The 25,694-nt window shown below is 34.3% G+C and carries 18 protein-coding genes; 12 read left to right on the top strand and 6 right to left on the bottom strand.

Annotated elements, in window-relative coordinates:
• Positions 1 to 381: 381 nt before the first annotated feature.
• Together Q8L85_03135 and Q8L85_03130 are read left to right on the top strand one after the other, a co-directional pair.
• Positions 382 to 1,296, top strand: coding sequence for a DUF4167 domain-containing protein (locus Q8L85_03135; GenBank protein ID MDP1723676.1), 915 nt, complete (start codon positions 382 to 384; stop codon positions 1,294 to 1,296).
• 103 nt (positions 1,297 to 1,399) lie between these two features.
• Complete coding sequence (locus Q8L85_03130) at positions 1,400 to 3,151, top strand: L,D-transpeptidase family protein (GenBank protein MDP1723675.1); 1,752 nt, start codon at positions 1,400 to 1,402, stop codon at positions 3,149 to 3,151.
• A 38-nt stretch (positions 3,152 to 3,189) separates the two neighbouring features.
• Here Q8L85_03130 and Q8L85_03125 read toward each other — a convergent pair whose 3' ends face one another.
• Positions 3,190 to 3,897, bottom strand: a complete 708-nt coding sequence (locus Q8L85_03125) for a hypothetical protein (GenBank protein ID MDP1723674.1) — start codon at positions 3,895 to 3,897, stop codon at positions 3,190 to 3,192.
• 156 nt (positions 3,898 to 4,053) lie between these two features.
• Here Q8L85_03125 and Q8L85_03120 point away from each other — a divergent pair, with 156 nt between their 5' ends.
• The 3 genes from Q8L85_03120 (at position 4,054) to Q8L85_03110 (ending at position 6,827) form a co-directional block, all read left to right on the top strand.
• Entirely contained in the window at positions 4,054 to 4,911 is an 858-nt protein-coding gene (locus Q8L85_03120) for a 4-(cytidine 5'-diphospho)-2-C-methyl-D-erythritol kinase (protein ID MDP1723673.1), read from the top strand.
• 92 nt (positions 4,912 to 5,003) lie between these two features.
• A complete protein-coding gene (locus tag Q8L85_03115; GenBank protein ID MDP1723672.1) occupies positions 5,004 to 5,630 on the top strand; it encodes a thermonuclease family protein in 627 nt (208 codons plus the stop codon).
• Between the two features lie 9 nt (positions 5,631 to 5,639).
• Entirely contained in the window at positions 5,640 to 6,827 is a 1,188-nt protein-coding gene (locus tag Q8L85_03110; protein ID MDP1723671.1) for a hypothetical protein, read from the top strand.
• Between the two features lie 108 nt (positions 6,828 to 6,935).
• Here the strand turns inward: Q8L85_03110 and Q8L85_03105 are convergent, their stop codons facing one another.
• Positions 6,936 to 9,761, bottom strand: a complete 2,826-nt coding sequence (locus tag Q8L85_03105; protein ID MDP1723670.1) for a type II toxin-antitoxin system YoeB family toxin — start codon at positions 9,759 to 9,761, stop codon at positions 6,936 to 6,938.
• A gap of 447 nt (positions 9,762 to 10,208) precedes the next feature.
• On the opposite strand from Q8L85_03105, the gene Q8L85_03100 reads away from it, so the two are divergent.
• The 6 genes from Q8L85_03100 to Q8L85_03075 all read left to right on the top strand — a co-directional run bounded on the left by Q8L85_03100 (position 10,209) and on the right by Q8L85_03075 (position 18,381).
• Entirely contained in the window at positions 10,209 to 11,198 is a 990-nt protein-coding gene (locus tag Q8L85_03100) for an ABC transporter permease (protein MDP1723669.1), read from the top strand.
• Positions 11,199 to 11,211: 13 nt separating this feature from the next.
• Positions 11,212 to 12,114 carry an ABC transporter permease gene (locus Q8L85_03095; protein MDP1723668.1) on the top strand — a complete coding sequence of 301 codons (903 nt, stop codon included), beginning with the start codon at positions 11,212 to 11,214 and terminating at the stop codon, positions 12,112 to 12,114.
• Positions 12,115 to 13,086, top strand: coding sequence for an ABC transporter ATP-binding protein (locus tag Q8L85_03090; protein ID MDP1723667.1), 972 nt, complete (start codon positions 12,115 to 12,117; stop codon positions 13,084 to 13,086). It begins immediately after the preceding gene.
• A 6-nt stretch (positions 13,087 to 13,092) separates the two neighbouring features.
• On the top strand, positions 13,093 to 14,127 hold the full coding sequence (locus Q8L85_03085; GenBank protein MDP1723666.1) for an ATP-binding cassette domain-containing protein: 1,035 nt from the start codon (positions 13,093 to 13,095) through the stop codon (positions 14,125 to 14,127).
• Positions 14,128 to 14,467: 340 nt separating this feature from the next.
• Positions 14,468 to 16,393, top strand: a complete 1,926-nt coding sequence (locus Q8L85_03080; protein ID MDP1723665.1) for a nucleoside-diphosphate sugar epimerase/dehydratase — start codon at positions 14,468 to 14,470, stop codon at positions 16,391 to 16,393.
• A gap of 137 nt (positions 16,394 to 16,530) precedes the next feature.
• Entirely contained in the window at positions 16,531 to 18,381 is a 1,851-nt protein-coding gene (locus tag Q8L85_03075; GenBank protein ID MDP1723664.1) for a serine hydrolase domain-containing protein, read from the top strand.
• 100 nt (positions 18,382 to 18,481) lie between these two features.
• Here Q8L85_03075 and Q8L85_03070 read toward each other — a convergent pair whose 3' ends face one another.
• The 4 genes from Q8L85_03070 to Q8L85_03055 all read right to left on the bottom strand — a co-directional run bounded on the left by Q8L85_03070 (position 18,482) and on the right by Q8L85_03055 (position 25,146).
• The gene (locus Q8L85_03070) at positions 18,482 to 20,662 is read right to left on the bottom strand and encodes a biotin/lipoyl-binding protein (protein MDP1723663.1); all 2,181 of its coding nucleotides are present in this window, start codon (positions 20,660 to 20,662) and stop codon (positions 18,482 to 18,484) included.
• Between the two features lie 147 nt (positions 20,663 to 20,809).
• The gene (locus Q8L85_03065; protein MDP1723662.1) at positions 20,810 to 22,186 is read right to left on the bottom strand and encodes an HlyD family efflux transporter periplasmic adaptor subunit; all 1,377 of its coding nucleotides are present in this window, start codon (positions 22,184 to 22,186) and stop codon (positions 20,810 to 20,812) included.
• 674 nt (positions 22,187 to 22,860) lie between these two features.
• Complete coding sequence (locus tag Q8L85_03060; GenBank protein MDP1723661.1) at positions 22,861 to 23,598, bottom strand: efflux RND transporter periplasmic adaptor subunit; 738 nt, start codon at positions 23,596 to 23,598, stop codon at positions 22,861 to 22,863.
• 12 nt (positions 23,599 to 23,610) lie between these two features.
• A complete protein-coding gene (locus tag Q8L85_03055) occupies positions 23,611 to 25,146 on the bottom strand; it encodes a TolC family protein (protein ID MDP1723660.1) in 1,536 nt (511 codons plus the stop codon).
• Positions 25,147 to 25,334: 188 nt separating this feature from the next.
• Here Q8L85_03055 and Q8L85_03050 point away from each other — a divergent pair.
• Positions 25,335 to 25,694 (top strand): hypothetical protein (locus Q8L85_03050; protein ID MDP1723659.1); only part of this gene is annotated, 360 nt, incomplete at its 3' end.

Raw genomic sequence — 25,694 nt, 5'->3', positions numbered from 1 at the left:
ACAAGCGAAACATTTTAAAATTCAAAACATTAATATCTTAACCCTTTTCAAAAGCACAGAAATCTGGCATTGTGCGTCGAAGATTAAGTGGCGATATGTTGATCCACTCGACAAATTTTGCTTGCACATTTTATTGCAAAATGAGAATTTATACAAAAAATTGCGATCAAACAAAAAAAACACTTGGAAGAATGTGCAATAAAGTTTACTCTATAAGTAAAGGCAAAATGAAATATCATTAAACATAGCCTAATATCATCATTTCTTAAAAACTGATTTTAACAATTGCGCCGTATATAAGGTGATCTGTCACTTTTTTTGAAAGAAAATTCCAACTCGGCAAAATGCCAGCTGTCATTACATAGGATGCACCAAGTTACAATGATTAGAAACGATAAAAGAAATCAAACACCACATCATTTTATGAATAATCCCCAACAAACGGCAGCAGGCCCTCAACAAATGAGTTCGCCTTCTTATCCTAATGGCCAACATAATACACAACACAGAGATCAACCTAATACGCCTTATCAAAATAATGGACATTACCAAAGCACTGGACAACAAACAAACCAGCATCAAAACAATGGACATTACCCAAAACAACAGATGTCAAACCCAAGAAGACCCATGTCAAGACAATCGGGACAAGGACCTACCGTAAATTCTGGGACCACTCGCTCACACCAATCCCTTCGGAACCAAAATATTGATAGCTCTGGACCTGATGTGCGCATTCGCGGCACTATTTATCAAATTTTTGAAAAATATGCAGCCCTTGCACGCGATGCAACATTAAGTGGTGATCGTGTGTTGGCAGAAAATCTATTGCAGCACGGTGAACATTATATGCGCCTCGTTAACGAAATAAATGCTGAAATAGCTTCAGAACCGCGACAAAACTTTCAATATCAAAATCAGATGCAACCACAAATACAGCCCCAAATACAACCAGCAATGCAATTTCAGCAACCATCAATACATCAACCGCCGATGCAACCAATCATGCAACAACCATCAATACACCAACCACCGATGCAGCCAATGATGCAACAACCATCAATTCAGCAACCTCCGATGCCGCCAATCACGCAACAACCATCAATGCAGCAACCGCCGATACAGCCAATCATGCAACAACCATCAACGCAACCATCACCACAACAACCTCAATTTCTTCAGCCGCAAACAAAATTAAGGGTGCAACGCCCTCAAATGGCACCACAGCCACAACCTATAATTACTGAAGAAGAAAAAGTGAAATTTCAATCACCTCCTTTTGAGCAACCCTTCTGATTCTCTGCTCAATACAAGACCTTTACGATTGCGACACTCTCAGCTAGAATAGCATTTAACGATATGCAAGTTTCTTACTTCGAAAATTCTGGGAGTGTTTTTCATGACGACCAAAAAAATTCTACTATCTTTTACAATTTCTTTTGCACTATGTTTGGGCCTTTCATCCTTTGGATATACAGAAACTCAAAATGAGATTGTCAAAATTGACCAAAACGCTACTCAGATAGGTGCAGCTTCTTCTCCTGAAAAAACAGAAGTTCAAAATGCAACGGCATTTCAATCTGCACAAGTTAGCGCTTCACTTGTTAATGAAGGTGTTTCACACATAAGAGAAATCGTAACAGATTCAAATAAGTCTTTCGCAAGTTTTATGGATATTAATCCGAATTTTGTTTCAGAATTTTATGCAGCACACCAATACCAACCTGTTTGGATTGAGCAGAATCAATGGAATACTAAGGCTAAAATTGCATTAGATGCATTGCATCATTCGCAAAATGAAGGCCTTTTTCCGCAAGATTATGTGATTCATCTTTTGCCACTTGAAATATCTTCACAAAATCCTCAAGAACAAAGTCAATTAGATGTTCGTTTAACATCAGCCTTTATGCAATATATTGTTGATGTAAGTTATGGACGTCGTGAATTACGCAAAACAAACGAAGATAGAACAAAAGCAGCACCGGAACCAGATGCACGTCTTATTTTAACCGAAGGGTTAAAAACAAATGATTTTTCGTCTTTTGTGGCAGGACTTCCGCCAAAGCATGCTGGTTATAAATTATTACGTGAAATATTGATTAAAAAGGAACATCATACAGTAGATCAATTGCCACCTATTCCTGCAATTTCAAATCTTACATTGAATAAAAATGATCCAGCAATCAAGCTTCTACATGATCATCTGTTGGCAAAAGGTGACCTTGAAGAACCAAGTTTGACACCTACAATTTTTGATCAAACGATGCGAGATGCATTAAAAAAATTTCAAAAACGTCATCAATTAGGCGCTAATGGTGTTTTAAATCCAGTTACACGTGCAGCTTTTAATCGTCCTCAAATGAATATTTTGAAAAAAATTGCAATTAATATGGAAAGATGGCGCTGGTTACCCCATAGCACAAGCAAAAAAAATATATTGGTAAATGTCCCTGGTTTTATGCTTTATGCTTATGACAATGATCAATTAGCCTTTGAGAAAAGAGTAATTGTCGGCAATGAACACCGTGAAACACCTATTTTTAGCGCGCCCATGACAAGCGTTAAATTTAACCCTACTTGGTCAGTGCCCCCTAGAATTGCAGCACGCGATATTTTACCTCAAATACAAGAAGATCCTCAAAATTTCTTTAGTTTCTATCGGATGCGCGTTTCTTCTGCCAAAGGTGGTGAAATTGATCCGCATTCAGTTAATTGGGCAAATGTATCGCCATCTAATTTTCCTTATAGACTGGTTCAAATGCCTGGATCGAATAATGCACTTGGGAAAATTCGTTTCTCAATAAGCAATCCTTACGATATATATCTACATGATACATCAAGCCGTGAAAATTTTGATAAAGATGTCAGAACCTTAAGCTCTGGCTGTATTCGTGTTAAAGATCCTGAAGTCCTTGCCAATTTCGTTCTTTCTGATAGTCAAAAATGGAATCTCACCCAAGTAAAAGCCGCAATGCAAGGCAGCAACACCAACGTTGTTAATTTGCCTAGCTCCATAGATGTTCATATTATGTATGCAACTGTCTTTGTAGATCATAATAAAGTATTGCATGTTTATGATGATGTGTATGAACATGATAATAATATTATGCGTTTACTAGACATGGATAAAAAGAAATTAACGGCAAATTAAGTAACTTAAAGGGGCGCGCAACGCCCCTTTTTTTATATTTACTGACTAACTGCAGCAATTTTTGCTGCATGCTCTTCTTTGAATTGTGCATATTGCTTTGCATAAAGTGCTTTTTCTTCACTACGTTTAGCTTCTTGTGCAATATAACGTCTTATAGTTTTACTTCTGTTGAGAATTGCTAAAGTGCTTATATTGTATTTTTGATTTAAATTTTCAGATACCTGCATAATTCCATCAAGAATTATTTGTTTTTGTTGTTCAGGATTTTCTTGTGCTGTCAAAATAATTTCACCAGCATTGTCCCTTGCATCTTTATAAACAGATTGAATTGCCTCAATATTTGCCGTATTCTGCGAAATCTGCTCAAGAATCTTAGGCGCAGTAATTTTGAATTCTTTTTTAAGATTTTCAGTTAATGATTCATTAAGATTACCACCTTTTGACACATTCCTAAAAATTCTTGCTATTTTTGAATTCATTGAAGCAAAACCATCTTCGATTACATCCATATTATCAGCAAAACCAAAGGGGTAATCAAAATAAAAATTATTGCCTGCAATAGAAAAATCATACTCAATTGAAGGATCACAACCAGCAATGAGAATATTATCATTAATTAAATTATTGTTTGCTGAATCTTTGTAAAAAGTTACAAGCTCTTCATAATTTGTTTTTGCTGAACATAAAGCGCTCGATAACGCAAGTGATAGACTTAAAAAAGAAATTTTCTTCATGATATTAGACACTTATATCTCCATAATTTAAATTAAGACATTCAATAAAGGGAAGTCTTACTGACTATACACTCTGTTTAATTATTTGTGAAGAAAAGAAAAACAGTATTTACGTTTTTTTTATCTTCTGATATGAATACTTATATAAAACAAATAGGTTAACATTAAATGTTATTAAAATACGTGGCACCTGCAAAAATTAATTTATCTTTGCACATCACAAACAAAAGACCAAATGGCTATCATGAATTATCAAGTCTTGTCGTTTTTACAGAATTTGGCGATTTGATTGAACTTAAACCTGCAATGCACCTAATATTTAACATACAAGGTCCTTTTGCCAAGGATTTGCCCTATCCAAAACAAAATTCAATAATTATAGCCGCTCAAAAAGCAGCAAAACTCTTTCAAAAAGAACTAAATGTTGAAATTACCTTAACAAAAAACCTGCCTATTTCATCGGGTATTGGCGGCGGCACATCAGATGCTGCAACTTTGCTTAAAATGTTGCTCAATTTTTGGCAAATTAAAATACTTCCTGAAAATTGGCCTGAATTTCTTTTAAATTTAGGGGCGGATATACCTGTTTGCTTTTTTCAAAAACCTTGTCTTATGTCAGGTATTGGTGAGCATCTTGAACCTTTTCATCTGTCTTTTAATATGCCTATCTTATTAATTAATCCTTTAAAATCAATTTCAACAATTGAAGCTTTTAAAACACGCAAAGACGTTTTTTCAGAGCCCTGTCAATTGCCCCAAACTGAAAACTTAGCATCCTTTATTACCTCGCTAAAGCCTATGCAGAACGATTTAACGCATGCCGCTCAAATTATATGCATTGAGGTCAAAAGCATCCTAGAGGCACTTCAATCTGATCCAAATTGCCATTTAGCACGCATGTCAGGCAGTGGCGCAACTTGTTTTGGACTATATTCATCGATTGAAGATGCAAAAAAAGCTGCTGAAAATTTTAAATTAATTTTTCCTAATTTTTGGATTCAACCAACATCAATTAATATTATCTAACATGTTATTTAACCTTGTAAAATTTGAAACCCCTTGTAGAATACTAATAAGAAACGCTATTTAGCCAAAATTAAAAAAACACGGGGAATCAAATGCGCCTAACTGCCTTATTATTAACAACTTTCTTATTTTTACTTACTCATCATATTGTTTTTGCAGAAGATTCTCCGATTCCTTCAACGGCTGAAACACAACCTTTGACACAACCGGAAAATAAAGAGCAACACGCAGCAACGGCACTTCCTCAACCCGCACCAACTGAATCCGAAAAAAAAGATAATATCAAAAAAGTAAAACTTCATCATGGTAAAGTTTCAACCATACATAATAGCGTTAGCTTCTCCGTTAAAGATGATGCTGGCAAAGAGCACGTCTTAAGACTCGCTGAAATCAATACACCTTACCTTGATAAACCCCATGGACCAGAATCTCTTAAGGCAATTAAAGAATTAATCGATAATAAAAATATTACTTATCAAATTTTAAGCAGCGATTCTACAAATAAAAAAGTTGTAAAAGCTTTTATAGACGACATTAATGTAAATGCCTGGATGATCAAAAATGGTCATGCCTGGATGTCCAAAAAATTCGGACATGATCCTGAACTTATTGATCTTCAAGACAAAGCAAAAGCAGGAAGAATCGGATTATGGGCAAATAGCAAAGCTGGCTTCGGATCAAAAGGCATGAAAAGACGTACTCATAAACATCAAAGTTAAGTAAAAAAAATGTTTGCAAATGCTAAAACTTCACCGAATGAAGCAAGTTATGACGAAATAAAATTTATTGATCATCTTCAATCAATCAAGGAATGCAAAGGATTTGGGGGTCTTCATATAAGATTATCCAAACTTATTAAAGACCCTATTAATTCTCAATCCTATCAAGTGGGATTACGTACTTTTGAAAAATTTACACAACATACGGATTCTAAATTATTTAAATTTCGAAGCGGCGATCTTTTTTATATTTTTCATTTAACTGAACTCGATGACGTTCAAAAAATTGCCCTTAAACTTAAAGATATATTTGGAAATTCTTCAGAAACGTCTTCTCTTGCATCTGTCGATATATATAAGATTTATAATTTATTAGTAGATTTCGATGATGTTTTTTTTCTTGCACAAAATATTTTGGAACGTATTGGTCTTGGCGCTTATTGCAATAAATTTAAGGAAGACATAGCACGTGAACCATTAACACCTGGTAAGCTTGAAAAGCTTGAAACTGCACTTGAAAACGTTAATCTAAGTACTTTTTTACGGCAACAACCAATTTGCGTTATCATGAACAATAAAATTGTAAAAACAATTTTACGGGAATTTTATGTTTCATTACCAGATTTTCAAAAACAAGTTATCCCTAAAACAAATCTCACGTCAGATTTTTGGCTTTTTAGGTATCTCACAAGATTATTAAACAAACGTATTCTTTCAAGCTTAGAACAAAGCGGTCAAAAAATTTTTGATTCAGCTTTTTGTTTAAATCTTAGTGTTGAAACAATATTATCGTCTCAATTTATGCGCTTTGACCGTAATATTAAAGCTTCTACACGTGGTACAATAGTTATCGAAGTTGATCTTGCTGATGTATATGCTGACATTGGATCTTTTTTATCTGCTAGACAATATCTTAAAGATCATCAGTATAAACTTTGTTTGAGTGGGCTAACATTAAAATCATTACCCTTTATAAATCGAGAAATGCTAGATGTTGATCTTTTAAAATTAATATGGAATACAAATTTTAACGAAAACGAAAATGCAACTATAGTTAAAAAATATGTGAATTCGATAGGATCAGAACGCTTTATTTTGTATCATTGTGATTCTTACATATCCGTTGAAACAGGACAAAAATTAGGATTCACTCTTTATCAAGGCCGTTACGTTCAACTTATTGGTGATAAAAAATAAAGAGTTTTATCGTTACGAATCCCCCACTCTTTTTTATGGGTAGGGATTCGCCGAGGGAAACCCTAGGTTCCTATAAGGTTAATTACGAGTTCACGTTAATAGGGCAGATCAATCATTATAATGCCCTTTACAGGACAAAATGGTAACATCATTATTACTTTCTATCTGATATACAAGTCTATCACTTTTTGTAATTTTTCTAGAAAATAATTCACAATCTTTTAATTTTTCAACCCTTCCAAGATTTCCTCCTATTTTAATATCGGCAATAAGTTCAGACACTTTATGACGTTCATATTCATTTAGCTGTACCCATTGGTTTTGTGCCCTTATATCAAATTTAATTTTCATGTTGTTAAATGAATATATATTTTTTTTTGATGGTGAGACCAAAAATCGTTTTTCGTGTTGTAAGATCTGATCCGTTATAAATTTTCTAAAGAGGTTCTTTTGATCTTTGTTATTTTTTTCTCTTTGCTTTTTTTTAAGTGCTTTCAGTTCTTTTCGTTGTAACAAACTTAATTCTTCATATGGTTCGTCTAGAGAAGTATCAGTTGTTGTTTTTAGTGAAGATTTCTTATTATTTAATTGTTGATTTTCAATATTAGTCTTATTTTTCTCATTATTATCAGTATCGTCGACGGTCTTATTTTCTTTAAAAACAATTTCATCACTTTGATTTGTATCGTCTAAAATAGGATGTGGTAATGTATTTTTCAATATTTCATAACAAGAAGTAGCATTTTCTACGCCGCCCATGGAAGCTTTCATTAAATAGTCCATAGCTTCTTTTATAACTTCCACAGCATCTTCTCTAACTTCTATCTGTTTTTCTTTTAATGGTATAAGTTTTACTAAAGCAATCAAATAATACGCATCAGGTGTATCTGATTTTAAAAGCAAATCAATCATAATTTTATTTTTATCAGCCTCAGATACAATCGGATTATTATTAAAATCAGTTAAAATCTTACCTATAAAAATTAAATTTGCTAACGAATAAAGGCTAAGCTCATTCTTATATTTTCTGTATAAGTTTGCAGCAACTTCGTAATGTTTACCTTCTGGTATTTCATGGCCCTCTAAATCCATTTTAATTATCTTATTTTCAATAAGCTGTCCAAGAATATAGACAGACTCTGGCTCGCTGTTTGATTGTCTGAAATAACGTGCTGCAACTTCATATTTTTGTTCCTCAGGAACTTCAATACCTTCCATATCTTTTGTAATCAAGCCTGTAAAAATAAGATGTCCAAATCTAAATACAGAAAATGGCACATTTTTTGACTGTTTATATAAATTTGCCGCAATTTCATATTCCTGACCTTGTGGTATATCCATACCATTCAAATCTTTTTTAATCAGACCTTGATGAATCAGCCAGCCAAGATAACTTAAAGAAAGTGGTTCATATTTTGATTGTCTATACAAATCTGCTGCAACCTCGTAATGTTCACCTTCTGGAATTAATTTATTCTGCAGATCTGTATTTATTTTTCTTTCGCGAATTAATGTCGCAAGTTTACATAATGGCGCGGAATCAGCTAAAGGGTGACCAATAATTGATTTTCGATATAACTTTGCCGCAACTTCAAATCGTTGATCGATAGGAATAAATTGATTATTCTCATCTTTATCAACATTTTTTTCTCCTATTAATGTCCCTAGATTAAACATGGCATTAGGATCTTTTGATTTTCTAAAATAATCTGCAGCAAGATTAAATTTTTCGTTTTTAGTAATGTTTTTTTTATTAATCATATTAATATGATTGTCACATATTAACATTCCGATTCTATCCAAAGCATAAGGTGTTTTTATTTCTAAGCATAATTTTAATATTAATTCATATTTGTTTGTTATATTTTTACCATACACATCGGTACGAATTACATTTTGATCTATCAATTGTATAATATGTTGTTTTAATGTTACTGAATTAGTTTTCCACAATAGTTTGGATCCAATCTTATTTCTATCTTGTTCTCTAAATCTTCTTCCATTCTGATCAATGTTTCTTTGATTATTCATAATTGCTTTTGCTAAATTACAAACTGATTCTTCCTCAGTTAAAGGTGGATTCCGATAGAAATAATTGCTTTCATTAATAAATTTATTTTTTCTAAATATAAGCGCAAACTCTTGAAAATAAGACTCACATTTAATTTTTAATCCCTGATCTCCTTCAGTGTAGACCCATTCAAGAAAATTATAAACAAATATGGATAATTTTTTATCAGCAAAAAAATTATTATTTTTATAATTCAAACAAATGTGATAACAAATAAATGAAAGTCTGGAATAAAAATTCTTTTTTTCATGTGAAAAAAGTGTTGATGGAAAACAAATCATTTTAGTTTTAATTTCATTAAAATGATTTAAACGATTTTTAGAAAATTTATGTTTTTTAATAAGTGTTTCTAATTTTGAAATAATTGGCAAAGGCAATGTTATTTCTTGATTTATGTAAACCTCTTTTATTATTTGCATCCAAAAAGAAATGATATACCATGAAAAAGCATCATTATAAAATTTTTCTTTTTCTTCATCTGGTGCATTATCACCCTGCTCTACTTTTAAATCGGCAAGCCACTGCATTGATTTTGGACATCCGTTTTGCGCACCATCTTTTAAAAGACAAGTCGCTTCATCAAGTAAATCTTTTTCATTGCTTGTTTTGTATTTCATATACAATGATACAGCATTTTTTAGATGCTTTAAGTTTTCAGTGTCAATATTGTTTTTTTTCTTAGCATTAAATCCGAACCATTCTTTAAATTTTTCAAAACCACAAAATCGAGTATCAGCAAACGGATTTTCACTATCATTGATAATGATGTCTGTATCATCAACATCGTAAATAGTTGCAAAACAATCAACAGATTTAAAAAAAAGACACGAGAAAACGATAAAGAAATAAACTTTTTTTAACATAACAAACTTTCTATTTAACATATTATTTTTTAAGTTCATCATTAATACATCGTTATTTTACTAAAGTAAATAATTTTTTAATGTTGGTATCTTTGATAAAAAATACATTCTTTAGAAACAAGATGTAAATTATCAATTTTGACGCTATAAATTTAACAACAGTCAATTAAATGAAATTATAAACCAAAAAATCATATTATTTTATAATTTTATTTTAATAATGGTAAAAACATGTTGACATAATAAAACTTTTGTTTAATTCTAGCTCCTATTCTGTTTAAAATAGGATAAGGCGTGTTCGGTGTTTCTAGATGATACGTTCGTTTGAATCGCTTTGCTCACCCTCAACTTAATAAATAAAATAAGTTGAGCATGACAAAAACTTGAAGGTTTTTGAAACAATTATCGCCGTATAAAATATTAATTTTTGAACCATATGGATTTTTGATGTTTGCTTTTGTGTTAAGACGTATTGGACAGTCACTTTTTGTGATGCTGGTTGTCGCTATTATTGCATTCTCAATGTTTCGTTTCGTAGGTGACCCTGTTCATAACATGGTTGGACAACAAACAAGCATGGAAGATCGTGAAAAATTACGAGAAGCTTTAGGTCTTAATGATCCTTTTTATGTTCAGTTTTATAAATTTATAAAAGATGCTGTAAAAGGTGATTTTGGCACATCCTATCGACACGGACGTCCAGTTTCTGAAATTATTGCCGAAAGATTACCCGCAACGCTGGAACTCAGCTTAGTTGCTGTTCTTTTTGCACTTTGCGTTGGTATTCCTATGGGCGTTTATACCGGTATTAAAAAAGATAGTATTTTAAGTAAGTTTTTCCTGACCACGTCTTTAATTGGCGTATCAATGCCCGTTTTTTTAATCGGTATCCTTATGATTTGGATCTTTGCTGTTGAGCTGCATTGGTTGCCTCCTTTTGGTCGAGGTGATGTTGTCGAATTGGGTAAATATTGGTCAACAGGATTTTTAACGATTTCTGGTTTAAAAGCGCTTATTTTACCAAGCATTACCTTGGGCCTTTTCCAAATGACCCTGATTATGCGATTAGTACGCTCTGAAATGCTTGAAGTACTTCGCACTGATTATATTAAATTTGCGCGTGCGCGCGGTCTTAAAAATAGCGCTATCTATTTTGGACATGCCCTTAAAAATACGCTTTTGCCTGTCATTACTATTACAGGCCTTCAAATTGGGACAATTATTGCTTTTGCGATTATTACCGAGACTGTCTTTAATTGGCCAGGTATGGGTCAATTATTCATTCAAGCGATTAATAATGTCGATATCCCCATTATGGCCGCATATTTAATGCTTGTAGCGCTTATTTTTGTTATTATTAATCTTATCGTGGATGCATTATATTTTTGGGTCGACCCAAGATTAAAAACTGGCAATGTCGTAGCGCGTTCAACATAGTAAAGTGATAATCATGAAACGTTTTTTTGAAAGTGATCTTTTTTATAGTTTTAGAAAATCGCCTGTAACAATCTTGGCATTTTTAGTTACTATTTTGATTGTGGTTACGGCCACGTTTGCTAATATTTTTGCACCTCATAATCCATTCGATCTGGCAAGTCTTGATCTTATGAATGGATCGATGCCACCCGCTTGGTATCCAGATGGTAGTAAAGAATTTTTGCTGGGAACCGATAATCAAGGTCGCGATGTATTATCGGCTATTTTATATGGTACACGCATTTCACTTCTTGTAGGTGCTGCCTCTGTTCTCTTTTCAATGGTCATCGGTATCTTTTTGGGCCTTTTAAGCGGTTATTTAGGTGGCACCGTCGATAATATTATCATGCGTTGCGCTGAGGTTCAGCTCACTTTTCCAGCCATTCTTGTAGCGCTTCTTGTTGATGGTATATTTCGCGGTATTTTACCCCGTGACGCCCATGATAATTTAGCGATTTATGTCATGGTTTTTTCAATTGGCCTTTCAAGCTGGGTGCAATTTGCACGAACAGTACGTAGCTCGACACTTGTTGAAAAATCAAAAGAATATGTACAAGCAGCCAGAGTCATTGGTAGAACACCAATCTTTATTATGATTCGTCATATTTTACCCAATGTCATGAGCCCTGTTCTTGTTATTGCGACCATTAATTTAGGCCTTGCCATTATTACAGAAGCAACCCTTTCATTTTTAGGTGTGGGCTTACCGCCCACCGAACCATCTCTCGGAACCCTAATCCGTGTTGGCAATGAATTTTTATTGTCTGGCGAATGGTGGGTTTCTATCCTCCCCGGTGTAGCACTTGCTGCCCTAGTTTTATCGGTTAATCTCCTCGGAGATTGGCTCCGTGATGCCTTGAACCCAAAGTTGCGTTAAATGACAGAAGCTCTTTTAAAAGTTGAAAATCTATCCATTGCCTTTAAATCACGTCATGGTGAATTAACCGCTGTTGATAATATTTCTTTCGAAATGGCCCCTGGTGAAATTTTGGGGGTTGTTGGTGAATCTGGTGCTGGTAAATCCTTAACGGGATCAGCCTTAACGGGCTTGCTTGAAAAACCAGGTTTTATTAAATCAGGTCAAATCCTTTTTGAAAATCGACGTATTGATAATCTTCCTTATGAGGAAATGCGTCGTTTACGTGGTCTTAAGATTGGCGCGATTTTCCAAGATCCCTTAACCAGTTTAAATCCGCTTTATACCGTTGGATTTCATTTGGTTGAAACAATCATGACGCATTTACCCATGAATCAAGCGCAGGCCAAAGATCATGCGATACGCCTTTTAACTGAAGTTGGTATTCCAGCACCAGAAAAAAGATTTGAACAATATCCACATCAATTTTCAGGCGGTATGCGTCAACGTGTCGTGATTGCACTTGCTATTTGCGCCAATCCAAAACTTATTATTGCAGATGAGCCCACAACTGCTTTAGACGTTTCTGTTCAAGCACAAATTTTACGTCTTCTTAAAACCATGTCGAAAGAGCATGGTGCAGCTATTATGCTTATTACGCATGATATGGGTGTCATTGCCGAAACCGCTGATCGTGTTTCTGTTATGTATGCTGGGCGTATTGCTGAAATTGGACCTGTTGCATCTGTCATTAAAAACCCACAACATCCTTATACGCAGGGATTAATGGCTGCCATCCCTATTATTGGACACCAAGCTGAAAGATTAGCGCAAATTGATGGTGCTATGCCTAGATTAAACGCTATTCCTACAGGCTGTAGTTTTAATCCGCGCTGCCCCAAAGTTTTTGAACGTTGTTATCATGATCGACCCGACTTAATGACAGCGCAAGACTCGCTTGCTGCCTGTTGGCTCCATGACAAAACAAGGTAATTTCTGATGACAAACAAAATAATGCCCACAACTGAAGTTGATGTTCAGAATCTCGTTAAATATTTTGATGTTTCAGCGCCTTGGCTTTCACGTGTTTTTTCAGGACAGCCCAAGCAAATTCTGAAAGCTGTTGATGGTATCAGTTTTAAAATTCAAAAAGGTGAAACTTTTTCTCTTGTTGGCGAATCCGGTTGCGGTAAATCAACAATTGCGCGTCTTCTTGTAGGGCTTTACGAACCAACAGATGGCAAAATTAAAATTAAAGGTCATGATATTTCGAATTTGGACTCACCAAAAGCCTTAAGAACATTACGCAAAAATGTGCAAATGATTTTTCAAGACCCGTTTGCGAGTTTAAATCCAAGATGGCACGTTAAAGATATTATTGCTGAACCCATTCGTGCGCATAAAACGCTTAGTGATAATCATACGATTGATAAACGCGTTAATGAACTGCTTGATTTAGTGTCGCTCACAAAAGTTGATGGTGATAAGTTTCCTCATGAATTTTCAGGTGGTCAACGACAACGTATTTCAATTGCACGTGCTTTAGCTAGCAAACCTGAATTTATTGTATGTGACGAACCAACATCAGCTTTAGACGTTTCAGTTCAAGCCCAAATTCTTAATTTGATGGTCGATCTTCAAAAAGAACTTGGTCTTACATATCTTTTTATCTCTCATAATTTGGCCGTTGTCTATCACATATCCGACCATGTAGGGGTCATGTATTTAGGGCGATTGGCTGAGGTTAGAGATTCAAAATCTTTGTTTAGCAATCCCTTGCATCCATATACACGTCTTCTTCTTGATACTATCCCAGATTTGGATATGAGTGGTCGTGATCGTATGCCTGTTGCAGGCGAAGTGCCTAATCCTATAGATCCACCGAGTGCTTGTAGATTCCATCCACGTTGTCCTTTTGCCAACGAAAGATGCAAGACTGAAATGCCATTACCAACACCAGTTCCTGGTGGTTATGTTGAATGTCATGGGGTGCAAGAAAACAGATTGCCGGCTTACGTTCCAATTGTGCGATAGTACTTAAATACGCGTTCATTAGAAATAGAATAGATGTTATTAATATCTTGCAAAATAGATTCCAGGCGTTTATTTTAAGTTTAATAACGTGAGCTCGGTAATACCTTATATTATGAAACGTGGAGTTTCCGTCGTTGCGAATGGCCCAAATTTAAAAGGGGCCATGAAGCAATCCAGAAAAAACTATTTGAAAAGCTTCAAATGTTGATTGTAGGACTGGATTGCCACACCCCCTAAAAAAGAGGGGGGTTCGCAACGACGAACTTTTCTATTTTTAATAAGTTTAATGCCGAGTTCGTATTAATAAATAATCTGTTTAGCCTCTAAAAAAGATAGAAAAATGTTCGGTAAATTGAAAATGCCTCCCCGCGCACAGATTGCACTCTTACATGATATTATTATGTCAGGTATTTCTTTTATCGTTTCTCTTTACATTTGTCTTGGCGAAAATTTTTTAAGTATAGCCTCACTTAAATTAATAGAAGACACTGCATTATTTATGATGATTTGTACTTTTTCTTTTCTAAGTGTTGGGCTTTATCGTGGTTTTTGGCGTTATGCCTCTATTAACGAAGTAACGGCAATCTTTTGGGCTTCTATTTTTGCAATTCCTGCTTTTGTTTGCGTATTGTTTTTTATTAATGGCCTTGGCTATTATCCTAGACTTTCCTTTTTAGCCAATGGATTTGTTCTTATTGCATTTTTAAGTGGACCAAGGCTTCTTTATCGATTGCTTAAAGATTCCGGACGTTTTAAAAATGAAAACAAATCCAACAAAATTCCTGTATTATTGATTGGTGTGGGTGATAATGCTGAACTTTTTATTCGTGAAATGGCACGTTCCAAAAATGCGCCTTATCGTGTTGTAGGTCTTCTTGATAGTGACACCAAACATGTTGGTCTTCAAATACGTAATGTTAAAGTTTATGGCTCAATAGAATCTTTTGACAAAGTAATTGAACGTCTAGCCATGCATAATAATAAACCTCAACATGTTATTATTGCCGATGAAAAGCTCAGAGGATCAAAATTAAGATTACTTGTTCAAAAAGCAGAAACTTTTGGATTTCCGATTTCACGACTTCCCAAAATCACAGATCTTTTAGCGGGTGAAGAAGCGGCACGTCAAATTCGTCCCGTAGCTATTGAAGACCTTTTAGGGCGTCCACAAAATATTCTTGATACACAAAGATTAAATCATCTTATTAATGGCAAACGTATTTTAATCACCGGCGCAGGTGGCAGTATTGGCAGTGAACTTGTTCGACAAATTTGTTCATATAATCCTTCACATATTATTTTGTTAGATCAATCAGAATATCTTCTTTATTCAATAGATTTAGAACTAAAAGAAAAATATCAACAATTATCTAAAATTTCTGTTTTAGCAGACGTAAGAAATCTCAATAGACTTGAAACCATTTTTTCGAGTGAAAAACCAGACATAGTCTTTCATGCGGCAGCCCTTAAACATGTACCTATTGTTGAAGAACAACCCATGGAAGGTATTTTAACCAATGTTATGGGTACCAAAAACGTTGCCGATTTATGTCGTAAATATCAAGCTCAAGCGATGGTTATGATTTCAACGGATAAGGTTGTTAACCCAACCAATATTATGGGTACAACCAAAAGATTGGCTGAATCCTATTGCCAATCATTAGACCATGAAGTCCAGAAATCGAAATGTAAAACACGTTATATAACTGTGCGCTTTGGCAATGTGTTAGGGTCAAACGGATCTGTTGTACCGCTTTTTCAAAAACAAATGGAAGCAGGCGGTCCCATAACAATTACCCATCCTGATATTATTCGTTTTTTCATGACGATTCGAGAAGCTGTAGAACTTGTTCTTCAAGGTGCTTCTATTGGATTAGATTCAAAAACGGATATTGGTAAAATTTTTGTTCTTGATATGGGCGAACCTGTTAAAATTGTTGATTTAGCACACCAAATGATAACATTAGCTGGTCTTCAGCCAAACAAAGACATTAAAATTGTTTATACAGGATTAAGACCTGGTGAAAAACTTTTCGAAGAACTTTTTTATGGTGATGAAGCACTTGATAAAACCATTATTGAAGGTATTATGCTTGCCTCTCCCCGGACACCTGATTATGCCATTCTAAATAAAGCTATTAATGAATTAAATGAAAAATGTTTGCACCATGATATAGAAAAATCTTTGACAGCTCTTAAGCATCTTGTACCTGAATATCAGGGACGCATCGATGAAGAAATTAATAGACATAAAAAATTAAATTAATCACCGATCTGTTTATTAAAATCCATTTTTCACGAATAAAAATGGGGAATAAAAGGAATTTAACTTTTATTTTTCAGTTATTAAATGTCAATATAAACATACAAGTAAATTCATCTCCAGCAAATGAGACAAGTACAATGATAACTAATATCAGTATGAATTCTGGCGCCACATTACAAATTCCGGATGGATTTCAAATCCAGAAATTAGATCAAGAAAATAAAAGAATAAAACTTGAATCTCCTGAAAAAGATATGAACATTTTTTTGATTGAATCAAAAGGAAGTAATCTAAAACATGCCATTGAAGACGCCTGGAAATCTGTGATACCTAAATTTGATCACAAAATTGCGCAGACAATGGAGCCACCCTCACCTTCTGGCTATGATGCTTTTCTTATACAAAATTATGAGGCTGATAAAGAAACATTTATTCAGGCGCTTGCCCAAAGAAAGAATGACACGATTTGGGCGTTTCTGATATCAGGACCTGCAGCTACAGTTCATAAAAGAAATTCACAGATCTTAAGTTTTTTAAGCAGCTTGAAAATTCCTGATATGATTATAGAGGATCTTACGGCAAAACCTCTTAAATCAATTAAAGAAAATATCGGTCAATTTAATCAATCAATTGTTCAAGCCATGAGAAAACTAGATGTGCCTGGCATATCAATTGCAATTGTTGAAAATGGTGAGATTGTTTTCGAAAAAGGGTATGGTGTTAAAAAATGGGGTGAGCAAGATCATATAAATGAACACACCTTAATGAAGATTGGTTCTATTTCAAAATCCATGACGACTTTGTTAATGGCAAAATTAATAGAAGAAGGAAAATTTAAATGGTGCACAAAAGTTCAAGAAATATATCCAGATTTTCAAGTAGATGATGATGTTTTATCAAAAACATTTGTAATGGAGCAATTAGCAAGCGGCAGTACTGGAATGCCTAGAAAAGATTTACCTATGATTTTAAATTATAAGTCAAAGGATGTATTTCAACAGCTTGCAACAACAAAGCCGACTACTGAATCCAAGGAAACATTTCAATACAACAATCAAATGATTACAGCTGTAGGCTATGTGTCGGCTCATGCAGTTTATCCAAAAAAATCAATGGATCAAGCTTTCTGTGATTTAATGGTTGAAAAAGTTTTTGAGCCTATGGGGATGATACAAACAACTTTTACGCCGATTGAAAATTTTGCTTTACCCCATTCCAAAACCATAGATGGAAAAGTTCAATTCTTATCTTTGCAAGACGATGAATTTTCAGATTTTCAAAAACCTGCAGGAGGGATATGGTCGAGCGCCCATGATATGGCTCTTTATTTGATAACAGAATTACAAAATGGTATTAATCCTTTTGGAAAACGTATATTTGATAAACAAAATTTAATGTATCGAAGAATACCTCAAATAAAATTAGGTCATGATAGTTATTATGGATTAGGGTGGGGACTTACAAAGCCAAAAGGGATTAACTGTATTCGTCATGGTGGTGGTACATTCGGATTTAAATCAATGCTAAGATTTTATCCAGATAAAAAATGTGGTTTTATTATATTAACCAATGGGGTTGCTGGCGATTTTTTACATGATTATATCAGTAGTAAAATTCTTGAATTGTGGTTTGATACGAATGAAAAATCATCTGAATTACTTGAACATTATTCACAGCTATCTGATAATCAAGACATTGAATTTAAAGAAAAATTATCTGAACCTAAAGCAGAATGGATGAGACCTTTTTTAGGAAAGTATCAAAACGATGAGTTAGGCGTATTTAAGATTAAGCAAGATCAAGGAAATTATATTTTTGATATGGGTGTTTATAAAACAAAATTAATGATGCATGAAGAAAAAAATGGTGAAAATACATTAGGTTTTATCATGTCTCCTTTTACTGGTTTTACTTTGATCCCTATGGAGGGAGGTTCTTTTAAAATGATTGAAGGGCAGCATGATTATGTGTTTAAGAAATTACATTAAAGAAACTAAAGGTTTTTTGACCCAGTGGTCAATCCGCTGGGCGTAGGAGGGGAGCGATAACCCTCCCCTTAAGTATTTTCAAATTATTCGAACATATTCATCAAAACCCACTTTCGCGAATAAATACGGATGCTACATTTTTCCAAACACGGCCCATAATACTATGTGGATCACTTTCAATTTTAATGGTACCTCGTTGTGTTTGCGCAAGCGCAGGCTGTGAATCAGTAGCTTCAAAAACGGCTTTATAAATAGTTTTAGTAGGCACCATTTTGTTCTTGTCATCTTTTTCAATCGCTATATCTCCTTTATTAAGAGATGAAAGCTCTGCACGATTAAGATGATTTGTATTTGTTTTATCGAATTCTACTAATTTAAGAGGGATTGAAGGCGTCCAAATATTTTCTGGGTAAAAATTTGCTTTATTACTTTTTTTTACCTGTTCAATATTTTCTTCATGAACATAAGCTTCGTAAAGAGGTTTTTCTTGCTTGATGATAATCCCTATAGCCCATTTAGGATTAATCCATAGATTTTCTTTTAAGTGGTCGTCAAATTCAGCAAGATACCCATCAAAAGGTGCTTTTATAAAAGTTTGTTGAAGTTGTTTTTCATAACCATTTGATTCTGTTATTGCTTTTTCAAATTCTTGTTCAAGCACTTTAGTGTTTTGAGCGCGCGCTTCATCCAACAACTGATGTTCTAATTGATATTTGAGTATTTTTATTTTTTCATTCGTTTTATTTTTTAAAAATGTTAGATCTAACGAAGAAAGCTCAAGAAGAAGCTGGTCTTTTTTGACATATTCACCTTTTTGAACATGTATTTTTTTTATTTGTGATGAAATCTCGGGATAAAGTGTTGTTGCTTTTGGATTATAGACAAAAGTAGGCGCATCAATTGTTGTTTGAAAAGGATAAAAAAGAAAAGTGATTATTCCTATAAAAAGACATAGAGTAAAAAAACCACTTAAAGACCATCTACTTTTATGACGCATTTTGTACCATACTCCGAGTTCTATTAAAATAGGCAGTAAAATAAACCAAATGACTTCAACGAGCATTAAAAGAATGCCTAATACTTTAAAGAAAAAATAATAGACAAGAAAGGCGATCCCTATAAAAAGGAAAAAACGATAAATCCATGTGCAATATGCATAAATTAAAAGAATTTTATGCATACGTGGCGAGAAATATTCAGGTGGTGGATAATCATAATGAAAAATAAATTCGCGCATTTGCCACTTCGCCAAACCAAATGATCGCCCTTGTAGATTTTCGATACCTAAAAAATCTGATAAAAGATAATAGCCATCAAATCTTAAAAAAGGGCTAAGATTGATAATAAGCGTTAATACCCATGTTACTGTTGCAAGGGCAAAGAAAGCGCTTTGAATGGGGCCCGGTGGTGTAAATTGCCACAAAAGCGACGCGTAAATAGCAAGCAACAATTCTGCAGCCATGCCAGCTGAACCAACAGCAAGGCGTGCCTTTCTACTTGAGACTTTCCAAATTTGGGTTGTATCGGTATAAAGCACAGGAAACATGACAAGAAAAGCAACGCCCATTGTGGGTACTTTAACCCCATAATAAGTTGCCGTATAAGCATGCCCACATTCATGAATAATTTTTGCAAAGATGATGGCGAATCCGTAAATAATAAAACCTTCAAAAGTGAATGAATAGATGAAGGTATTAATAAATTGATCCATTTGTCTAAAAATAAGATAAAGACTAACAAAAAGCATAGAAAGACTAAAATAAAGGAATTGTTTTGTAAAAATCCATTGCACATAAGGCAATGTTTTTTTTAAAAAATTATACGGATGAACGAGCGGTATCCTAAAAAATAAATAATTTTTAATCAATGACCAAAAAACACCTGATTTCTTTTTTTCTAGGGATTCAAGAAATTTTTCTTTAAGCGCTGGATCAGATCTTTCCGTTAAATTATTCTGAGATAGAAATTGAACAAAATAAAAAAGCTGTTCAGGTTCAAGATGCAATGTTGTTTTGCTTTCAATTTCATCACATAATTCTTGAGGTTTTTTGTCGCCCCAAAGACCTAAAAATTGAAACTCAACCCAGCCCAAACGAAAAAAAAGATGCTTTAATGGATCATGCAATGTCCAACTGGGCATTGAATCGATATCTTTTGGACCATCATAAATTTCGAGATCAGCGCGGATTTTGGGCAAATTCTGTCCCAAAAATTGTTCCATAGGGCTTTGCTGCATCGAAAACATTTTTACCCTTCCTTTTTCAAGCTGTGAGGGCGTCAAAGATTACTACTTACAAGATCCTTGAACTAACTGCCCAGATTATGTGGCAAAGTCTAGGAAAGGAGAGAACCGAAACGGCGTGTACTTAAGTACATGAGTATCGGAAGCGCATACATGACAACGAATTTGGCCATAATCTGGGCAGCTTTATATGCCGAAAAAACGTCTAAAAGATGATATAGGCCTTCTAAAAACATAATAAAACAAAGTGGTATCATCACCAAATATTTTAGCCGTTCCTTTAAGACCTATGCGTGGAATGTCATTTGGGTTTTTGAAATCTGCTTTAACCTGATACGACATAATATTATTAGGTGTTTGTTTTGCTTCATAACTTGCCCAAGTAAGACTTGCCTCTAATGGATTAATGGGGTCAATGTTTAGGAATAGTTTAACATCTGATCCGTTTTTAAGTGAAATAGCTTCATCAATAGGCAACATTATGTTTAATTCAATTTTTTGGGGGTCGGCAATTAAAAGTATTTTTTCACCCATTTGAACAGGTTTCCCGATCCATTCAAAAGGATTCGAAAATATAGCAATGCCGTCTTTGTCAGCTTTAACCTCAACACGTTGTAAAAGCTCTTGATTATAATTAACTTCAGCTGCTTTTTCATCCATTTGTGCTTTTAATAAATTGACTTGTGCTTTGCTTTTTTCGTCCAAAAATGCTTGTTGCCGTGTTTTAGTATAATCAGCAAGTGCTATATCATAGCTTTTTTTAGCAACTTCTAATTTGTTACGTAAATTTGTATCATCTAATCTTAAAACAATTTGACCTTTTGTTACAATTGTATTGGGCTCAATTAAAAATTCTTTAATAATACCATCAAGGGGGGACGTCACAATAAAAGGATCTTTGGGTGTAATTTCAGCAGGCGCTAAAGCAGATTGAGGTACAGGAATAAAAAAAATACTCACAAAAAGAATTAGAAAAATAATCCAGAATGTTTTTTTAAGTAAAAATCTAAAAATGCTTCTTGTTTTTTTTTCATGTCCACGTAAACTAAGCCATGAAAAGGCATATGCATCGCCTAACCGTTCCAAAAGACTTATCTCATTTTGTTCCCATTTATTATCTAGACGTGTTAATAAAAGACCGCCTTGAATTTTTTGATGTCTATCGACACAAGGAATCCAGGTGAAAGTGCCCAAAAACCATTCTTTGCCTTCTTCTAAAATTGAGGCAGATAAATTTTCATGAGTAATAATGATTGGTTTGTGAGTATCTTTTTGAGCGCTTATTTCAGCAATAACTTTTTTGATCCATCGAATATAAGGGGAGTGCTTTTCAAAATCAGGAACACCTGAAATTGCAACAAGTTCATATTTTTTTGTATAAAAATCATGATTAATAACAAAAGCTTGGTAATAAGGTATAAGTCTTTTCGTTTCATTAGCGATTAAAAAATAAAGCTCTTGAAGTGATTTAACATGCCGACTTTCTTGTTCAAGCTGAATAAATAAAGCAAGCGCAAAATGTTGCCGATCAATATGATGTGTTTGTTGTGCGGCGTCACTCATCTTTTATTCTTTCACGATTTGCTCACGTCCTAATTAGCACGAACTCGAAATTATTGTATTATCCATTAGGCTAATAGATTTGTCATTGCACGTTTCCTACTACCTAGATGGGGCAGACTAAAAAGAATGACAACCACCATACGTCATTGCGCGTTTCCCACCACCTAAAAAAGGCGGACTTAAGAAGAATAACCAAATTGCCCGCCATTATTGTTTCCCTGAACAGGTAAGAAGCAAAGCTTCGAGCACGAATTCAGGGTCCAATGAATAATCATGATCGAAGAACATGACATGCTTTAATATAATAGAGTCATGCTCTTACGTGCATGTGTTTCTTTTTGGATCCTGAATCTACCGTCGATCAATCTACTGGACAAAATATAGTTTCAGCTAAATCTACAAACAACCCACAGTTTCCCTGAACCAATGAGAGTCCAAAGGACTCGAATTCAGATTCAGGGTCCAGATAATACTCATGATCAAAGATCATGACATGTTAAAAAATTAGGAATCATGCTCTTTCGAGCATGTATTTCCTTCTGGATCCTGAATCTGCCTTCGAAGCCTTGCTTCAAGGCGTTCAGGAAAGCAAAAGAGTTGTGTAGGCAAATTTTTAACATAATATAAAAATTGTCCCGTACATTAGTTGACTATACGATTGTCAACACACTTCATTAGTTAATTTTTGCAGCGCCACTCATCCCCACAATAACATTTGGATCATATTTATCAAAATCAGCTATTATTTCAATTGATTGGCTGGCAGGATCAACTTTTGCGCCAATATGTGAAATAGACGCCACATATGATTGCTTTGTTTCATCAAGTGTAATTGAAATTTTATCTTTTAATTTCAATTGGGCATACATTGAGGAAGGCACTAAAGCCTGAATGCGTAAAGCCTCATCACCAACAATTGAAACGAGTTTTGTACCAACGGGCACAACTTCATGTGCATTTGTTAATCTTTTCGTAACACGACAATCATAAGGTGCATGAATGACAGATTCGTCCAAATAATAGCGTTTTAACTGTAAATCAGCTTTTGCTTTTTCAAGACCTGCTTCGGCTTTTGTAATCTCAATCATGCTCACTGCATTGCTTTTGCGCAATTGTTGAGTAGCTGAATGTATTTTTTCAGCTTCTTGAAGATCTGCCTTAGATTTATTATATTCAGCAAGATAAGAACTATTATTAAAACTGACAATCACTTGTCCTTTTTTAAGACGATCACCAATATCGCCATCCATTTTGTCAATTTTACCATTAATGCCTGCAGAAATGGTAGCTTCACGCTTGGCAATAACAAGAGCACGCAGCTCTTTAGCGTCTTTGACGGGTGTTTCTTCAGCAAAAGCAGGCAATGTGCCTAAAATTGCTATACAAGTAATCAGTGGAACATAAAAGCGCATTTTGTCACCTTTTTAAGAAGCTGTATTGGGATTAACGGTAAAAGATAAAAGACTTTGTTCATCAAGCCTAAGCTCAGTTTTACTTAAATGAGACTCAATCAATCTGGTCATTTCATCCAAATCTTCTGTAATAATCATAGGGAATGGATTAACACCCAAAGAATTAATCAATCGTCCATAAGCATTTTGAACCTCTGTATAAGAAGCATATCGTCTGACGCGCCCAACAATTTCGGATGCCTTATCTTCAATGAGTTTCAAATTGTCTTCAAGCTCAGCTTGAACTTTGCTCTTTGAAATGCTTGCAATTTTTGTATTAACGCGATCAATTTGTTTGCTGAACACATATTCTTTTTTAGCGATTGAATAGCGTTCAAGCGATAAATGAATTTGCGTCAGAATTGCCATTGAAAGTGCTAAACGTCTTGTGCTTATAACCGATCCTTTTTGACGTTCAGCACGTAATCTGGTCGGCGTTGCCAACATCTTGAAAAGATTTAAACCAAGTTTTGCACTAAAGTCTGTCCAAGACTGATTGTACAAGAACGAATTACTATCATAATTGCGTCTTGCTTCAAGATTAATACCGGGGAAAAAGGATGTATATAATTTATAAATCTCATTTTTAGAGATACGTTTGTTATAATCTTCTTCCCATACTTCTGGGCGATGCAATAAAGCGATATTTTCTAGCGCATCTACAGAAATATTTATTTCTGGAAGATTTAGCTTTTTTTTATGAATTGTTTCAACTTCAAATTGTGTGCCAGGCTCTAGATTCATAAGGGAAGCAAGCTCTGCTTTAGCCATTGCTAATTCACGACGTTGTTTAAACAATTTGCTGATGGCGTCTAGGATAATCTTTTGATAATTAAGACTGATGGGCAATGGTTGTATGCGTTCTTTTTCAAGACGCCTTGCATTTTTTAAAGCACCATAACCAAGATCAATGACTTGATCAACTTCCTTTAAAAGTAGTTCAGCTGTGACAGCACGCCAATAAGCATTGCGAATATCAAAAGCCATATTTTGAAGTACTTTTTGACGTCTTAATTGCGCAATTTTAGCTTCATCACTTTTTTGACGCGCAGTAAAATAGGCAGTACCAAAATCAAGCACATTCCATAGAACACCTAGATCAAATAAACGGCGATTATTATCCGTTGATGTTGATGTTTCAAGTGATTGTTGTCCAGTTGCAACAGATTGCGAATTAGAAGCCAACACATTACTACGTCTAGAATAACCAGCACTTGTTGTAATAGGCGGCAACATATCCCAATCGGCAATATTGCTTAAATTTAAAGCATAAGCTTCTTCTAATGTTTTAACACGATGATCTAGATTATATTTAATGCCGCGCGCAAGCGCTTCATAAAATGTAATTGGTTTTGTAGGACGCGGTGTATGTTCTCTGATTTTTTCACGATCACTCAGTACTTTTTTCTGCCTATCTTCTTCCGTAAATGGTTTTGTATGAAAGGAGCAAGAAGCTAAAAAAATGCTTAAAAAAGAGATTGATACAAATTGGGTTTTTTTGCTGAACATAGTCTTCCCACATTATTATTTTATTTAATTCATTGTAAGTTTCTTTTAATTGCATGTCTAGCGTTTTATCACATAAATCTTAATAAAGAATTAATGTAACAACATATAAAAATATAACTTTTTTAATAAAAAACTAACAAATTAGATGTATAATTATAGTATAAATGTATTCTTTGAAAGGTATTGAGATGCCAAAAGATTTTATTAATTTGCAAAATAGCAAAAAATCTAAATTATCTTCTCGTACGACGATGCGATTGCTAGAGCAAAGATTCATGTTTGATGCGGCAATTGCAACTACTGTTGCCGATGCTCAAAATACGTCTGATCCACATCTAGATGCGGCTGTTCATAATGATATTAATGCAAAGCCATTGGCAACAGATGCGTCACATGATACCAATATTTCTCAAAATATCGATCCTTCAAAAGATACCTCAAAAACTATTTTATCCGATTTTACAGCAAATGCTGCAACGACACCTAAACAAACAACTCAAGTTACAGACGAAAAATCAGCTATATCCTATATGAATGGATTGCCTTTA

The sequence above is a fragment of the Alphaproteobacteria bacterium genome (assembly GCA_030680745.1).
GTDB lineage: Bacteria > Pseudomonadota > Alphaproteobacteria > JAUXUR01 > JAUXUR01 > JAUXUR01.
This window is presented reverse-complemented; position numbering and strand designations above follow the sequence as displayed.

Coding starts and splice junctions, on each gene's coding strand:
- Q8L85_03060 (MDP1723661.1), bottom strand. CDS start 23,598: ATGCGCTTTTATGTTCCACTGATTACTTGTATAGCAATTTTAGGCACA.
- Q8L85_03120 (MDP1723673.1), top strand. CDS start 4,054: ATGTTATTAAAATACGTGGCACCTGCAAAAATTAATTTATCTTTGCAC.
- Q8L85_03090 (MDP1723667.1), top strand. CDS start 12,115: ATGACAGAAGCTCTTTTAAAAGTTGAAAATCTATCCATTGCCTTTAAA.
- Q8L85_03075 (MDP1723664.1), top strand. CDS start 16,531: ATGATAACTAATATCAGTATGAATTCTGGCGCCACATTACAAATTCCG.
- Q8L85_03055 (MDP1723660.1), bottom strand. CDS start 25,146: ATGTTCAGCAAAAAAACCCAATTTGTATCAATCTCTTTTTTAAGCATT.
- Q8L85_03085 (MDP1723666.1), top strand. CDS start 13,093: ATGACAAACAAAATAATGCCCACAACTGAAGTTGATGTTCAGAATCTC.
- Q8L85_03110 (MDP1723671.1), top strand. CDS start 5,640: ATGTTTGCAAATGCTAAAACTTCACCGAATGAAGCAAGTTATGACGAA.
- Q8L85_03105 (MDP1723670.1), bottom strand. CDS start 9,761: ATGTTAAAAAAAGTTTATTTCTTTATCGTTTTCTCGTGTCTTTTTTTT.
- Q8L85_03130 (MDP1723675.1), top strand. CDS start 1,400: ATGACGACCAAAAAAATTCTACTATCTTTTACAATTTCTTTTGCACTA.
- Q8L85_03135 (MDP1723676.1), top strand. CDS start 382: ATGATTAGAAACGATAAAAGAAATCAAACACCACATCATTTTATGAAT.
- Q8L85_03095 (MDP1723668.1), top strand. CDS start 11,212: ATGAAACGTTTTTTTGAAAGTGATCTTTTTTATAGTTTTAGAAAATCG.
- Q8L85_03065 (MDP1723662.1), bottom strand. CDS start 22,186: ATGAGTGACGCCGCACAACAAACACATCATATTGATCGGCAACATTTT.
- Q8L85_03080 (MDP1723665.1), top strand. CDS start 14,468: ATGTTCGGTAAATTGAAAATGCCTCCCCGCGCACAGATTGCACTCTTA.
- Q8L85_03100 (MDP1723669.1), top strand. CDS start 10,209: ATGTTTGCTTTTGTGTTAAGACGTATTGGACAGTCACTTTTTGTGATG.
- Q8L85_03115 (MDP1723672.1), top strand. CDS start 5,004: ATGCGCCTAACTGCCTTATTATTAACAACTTTCTTATTTTTACTTACT.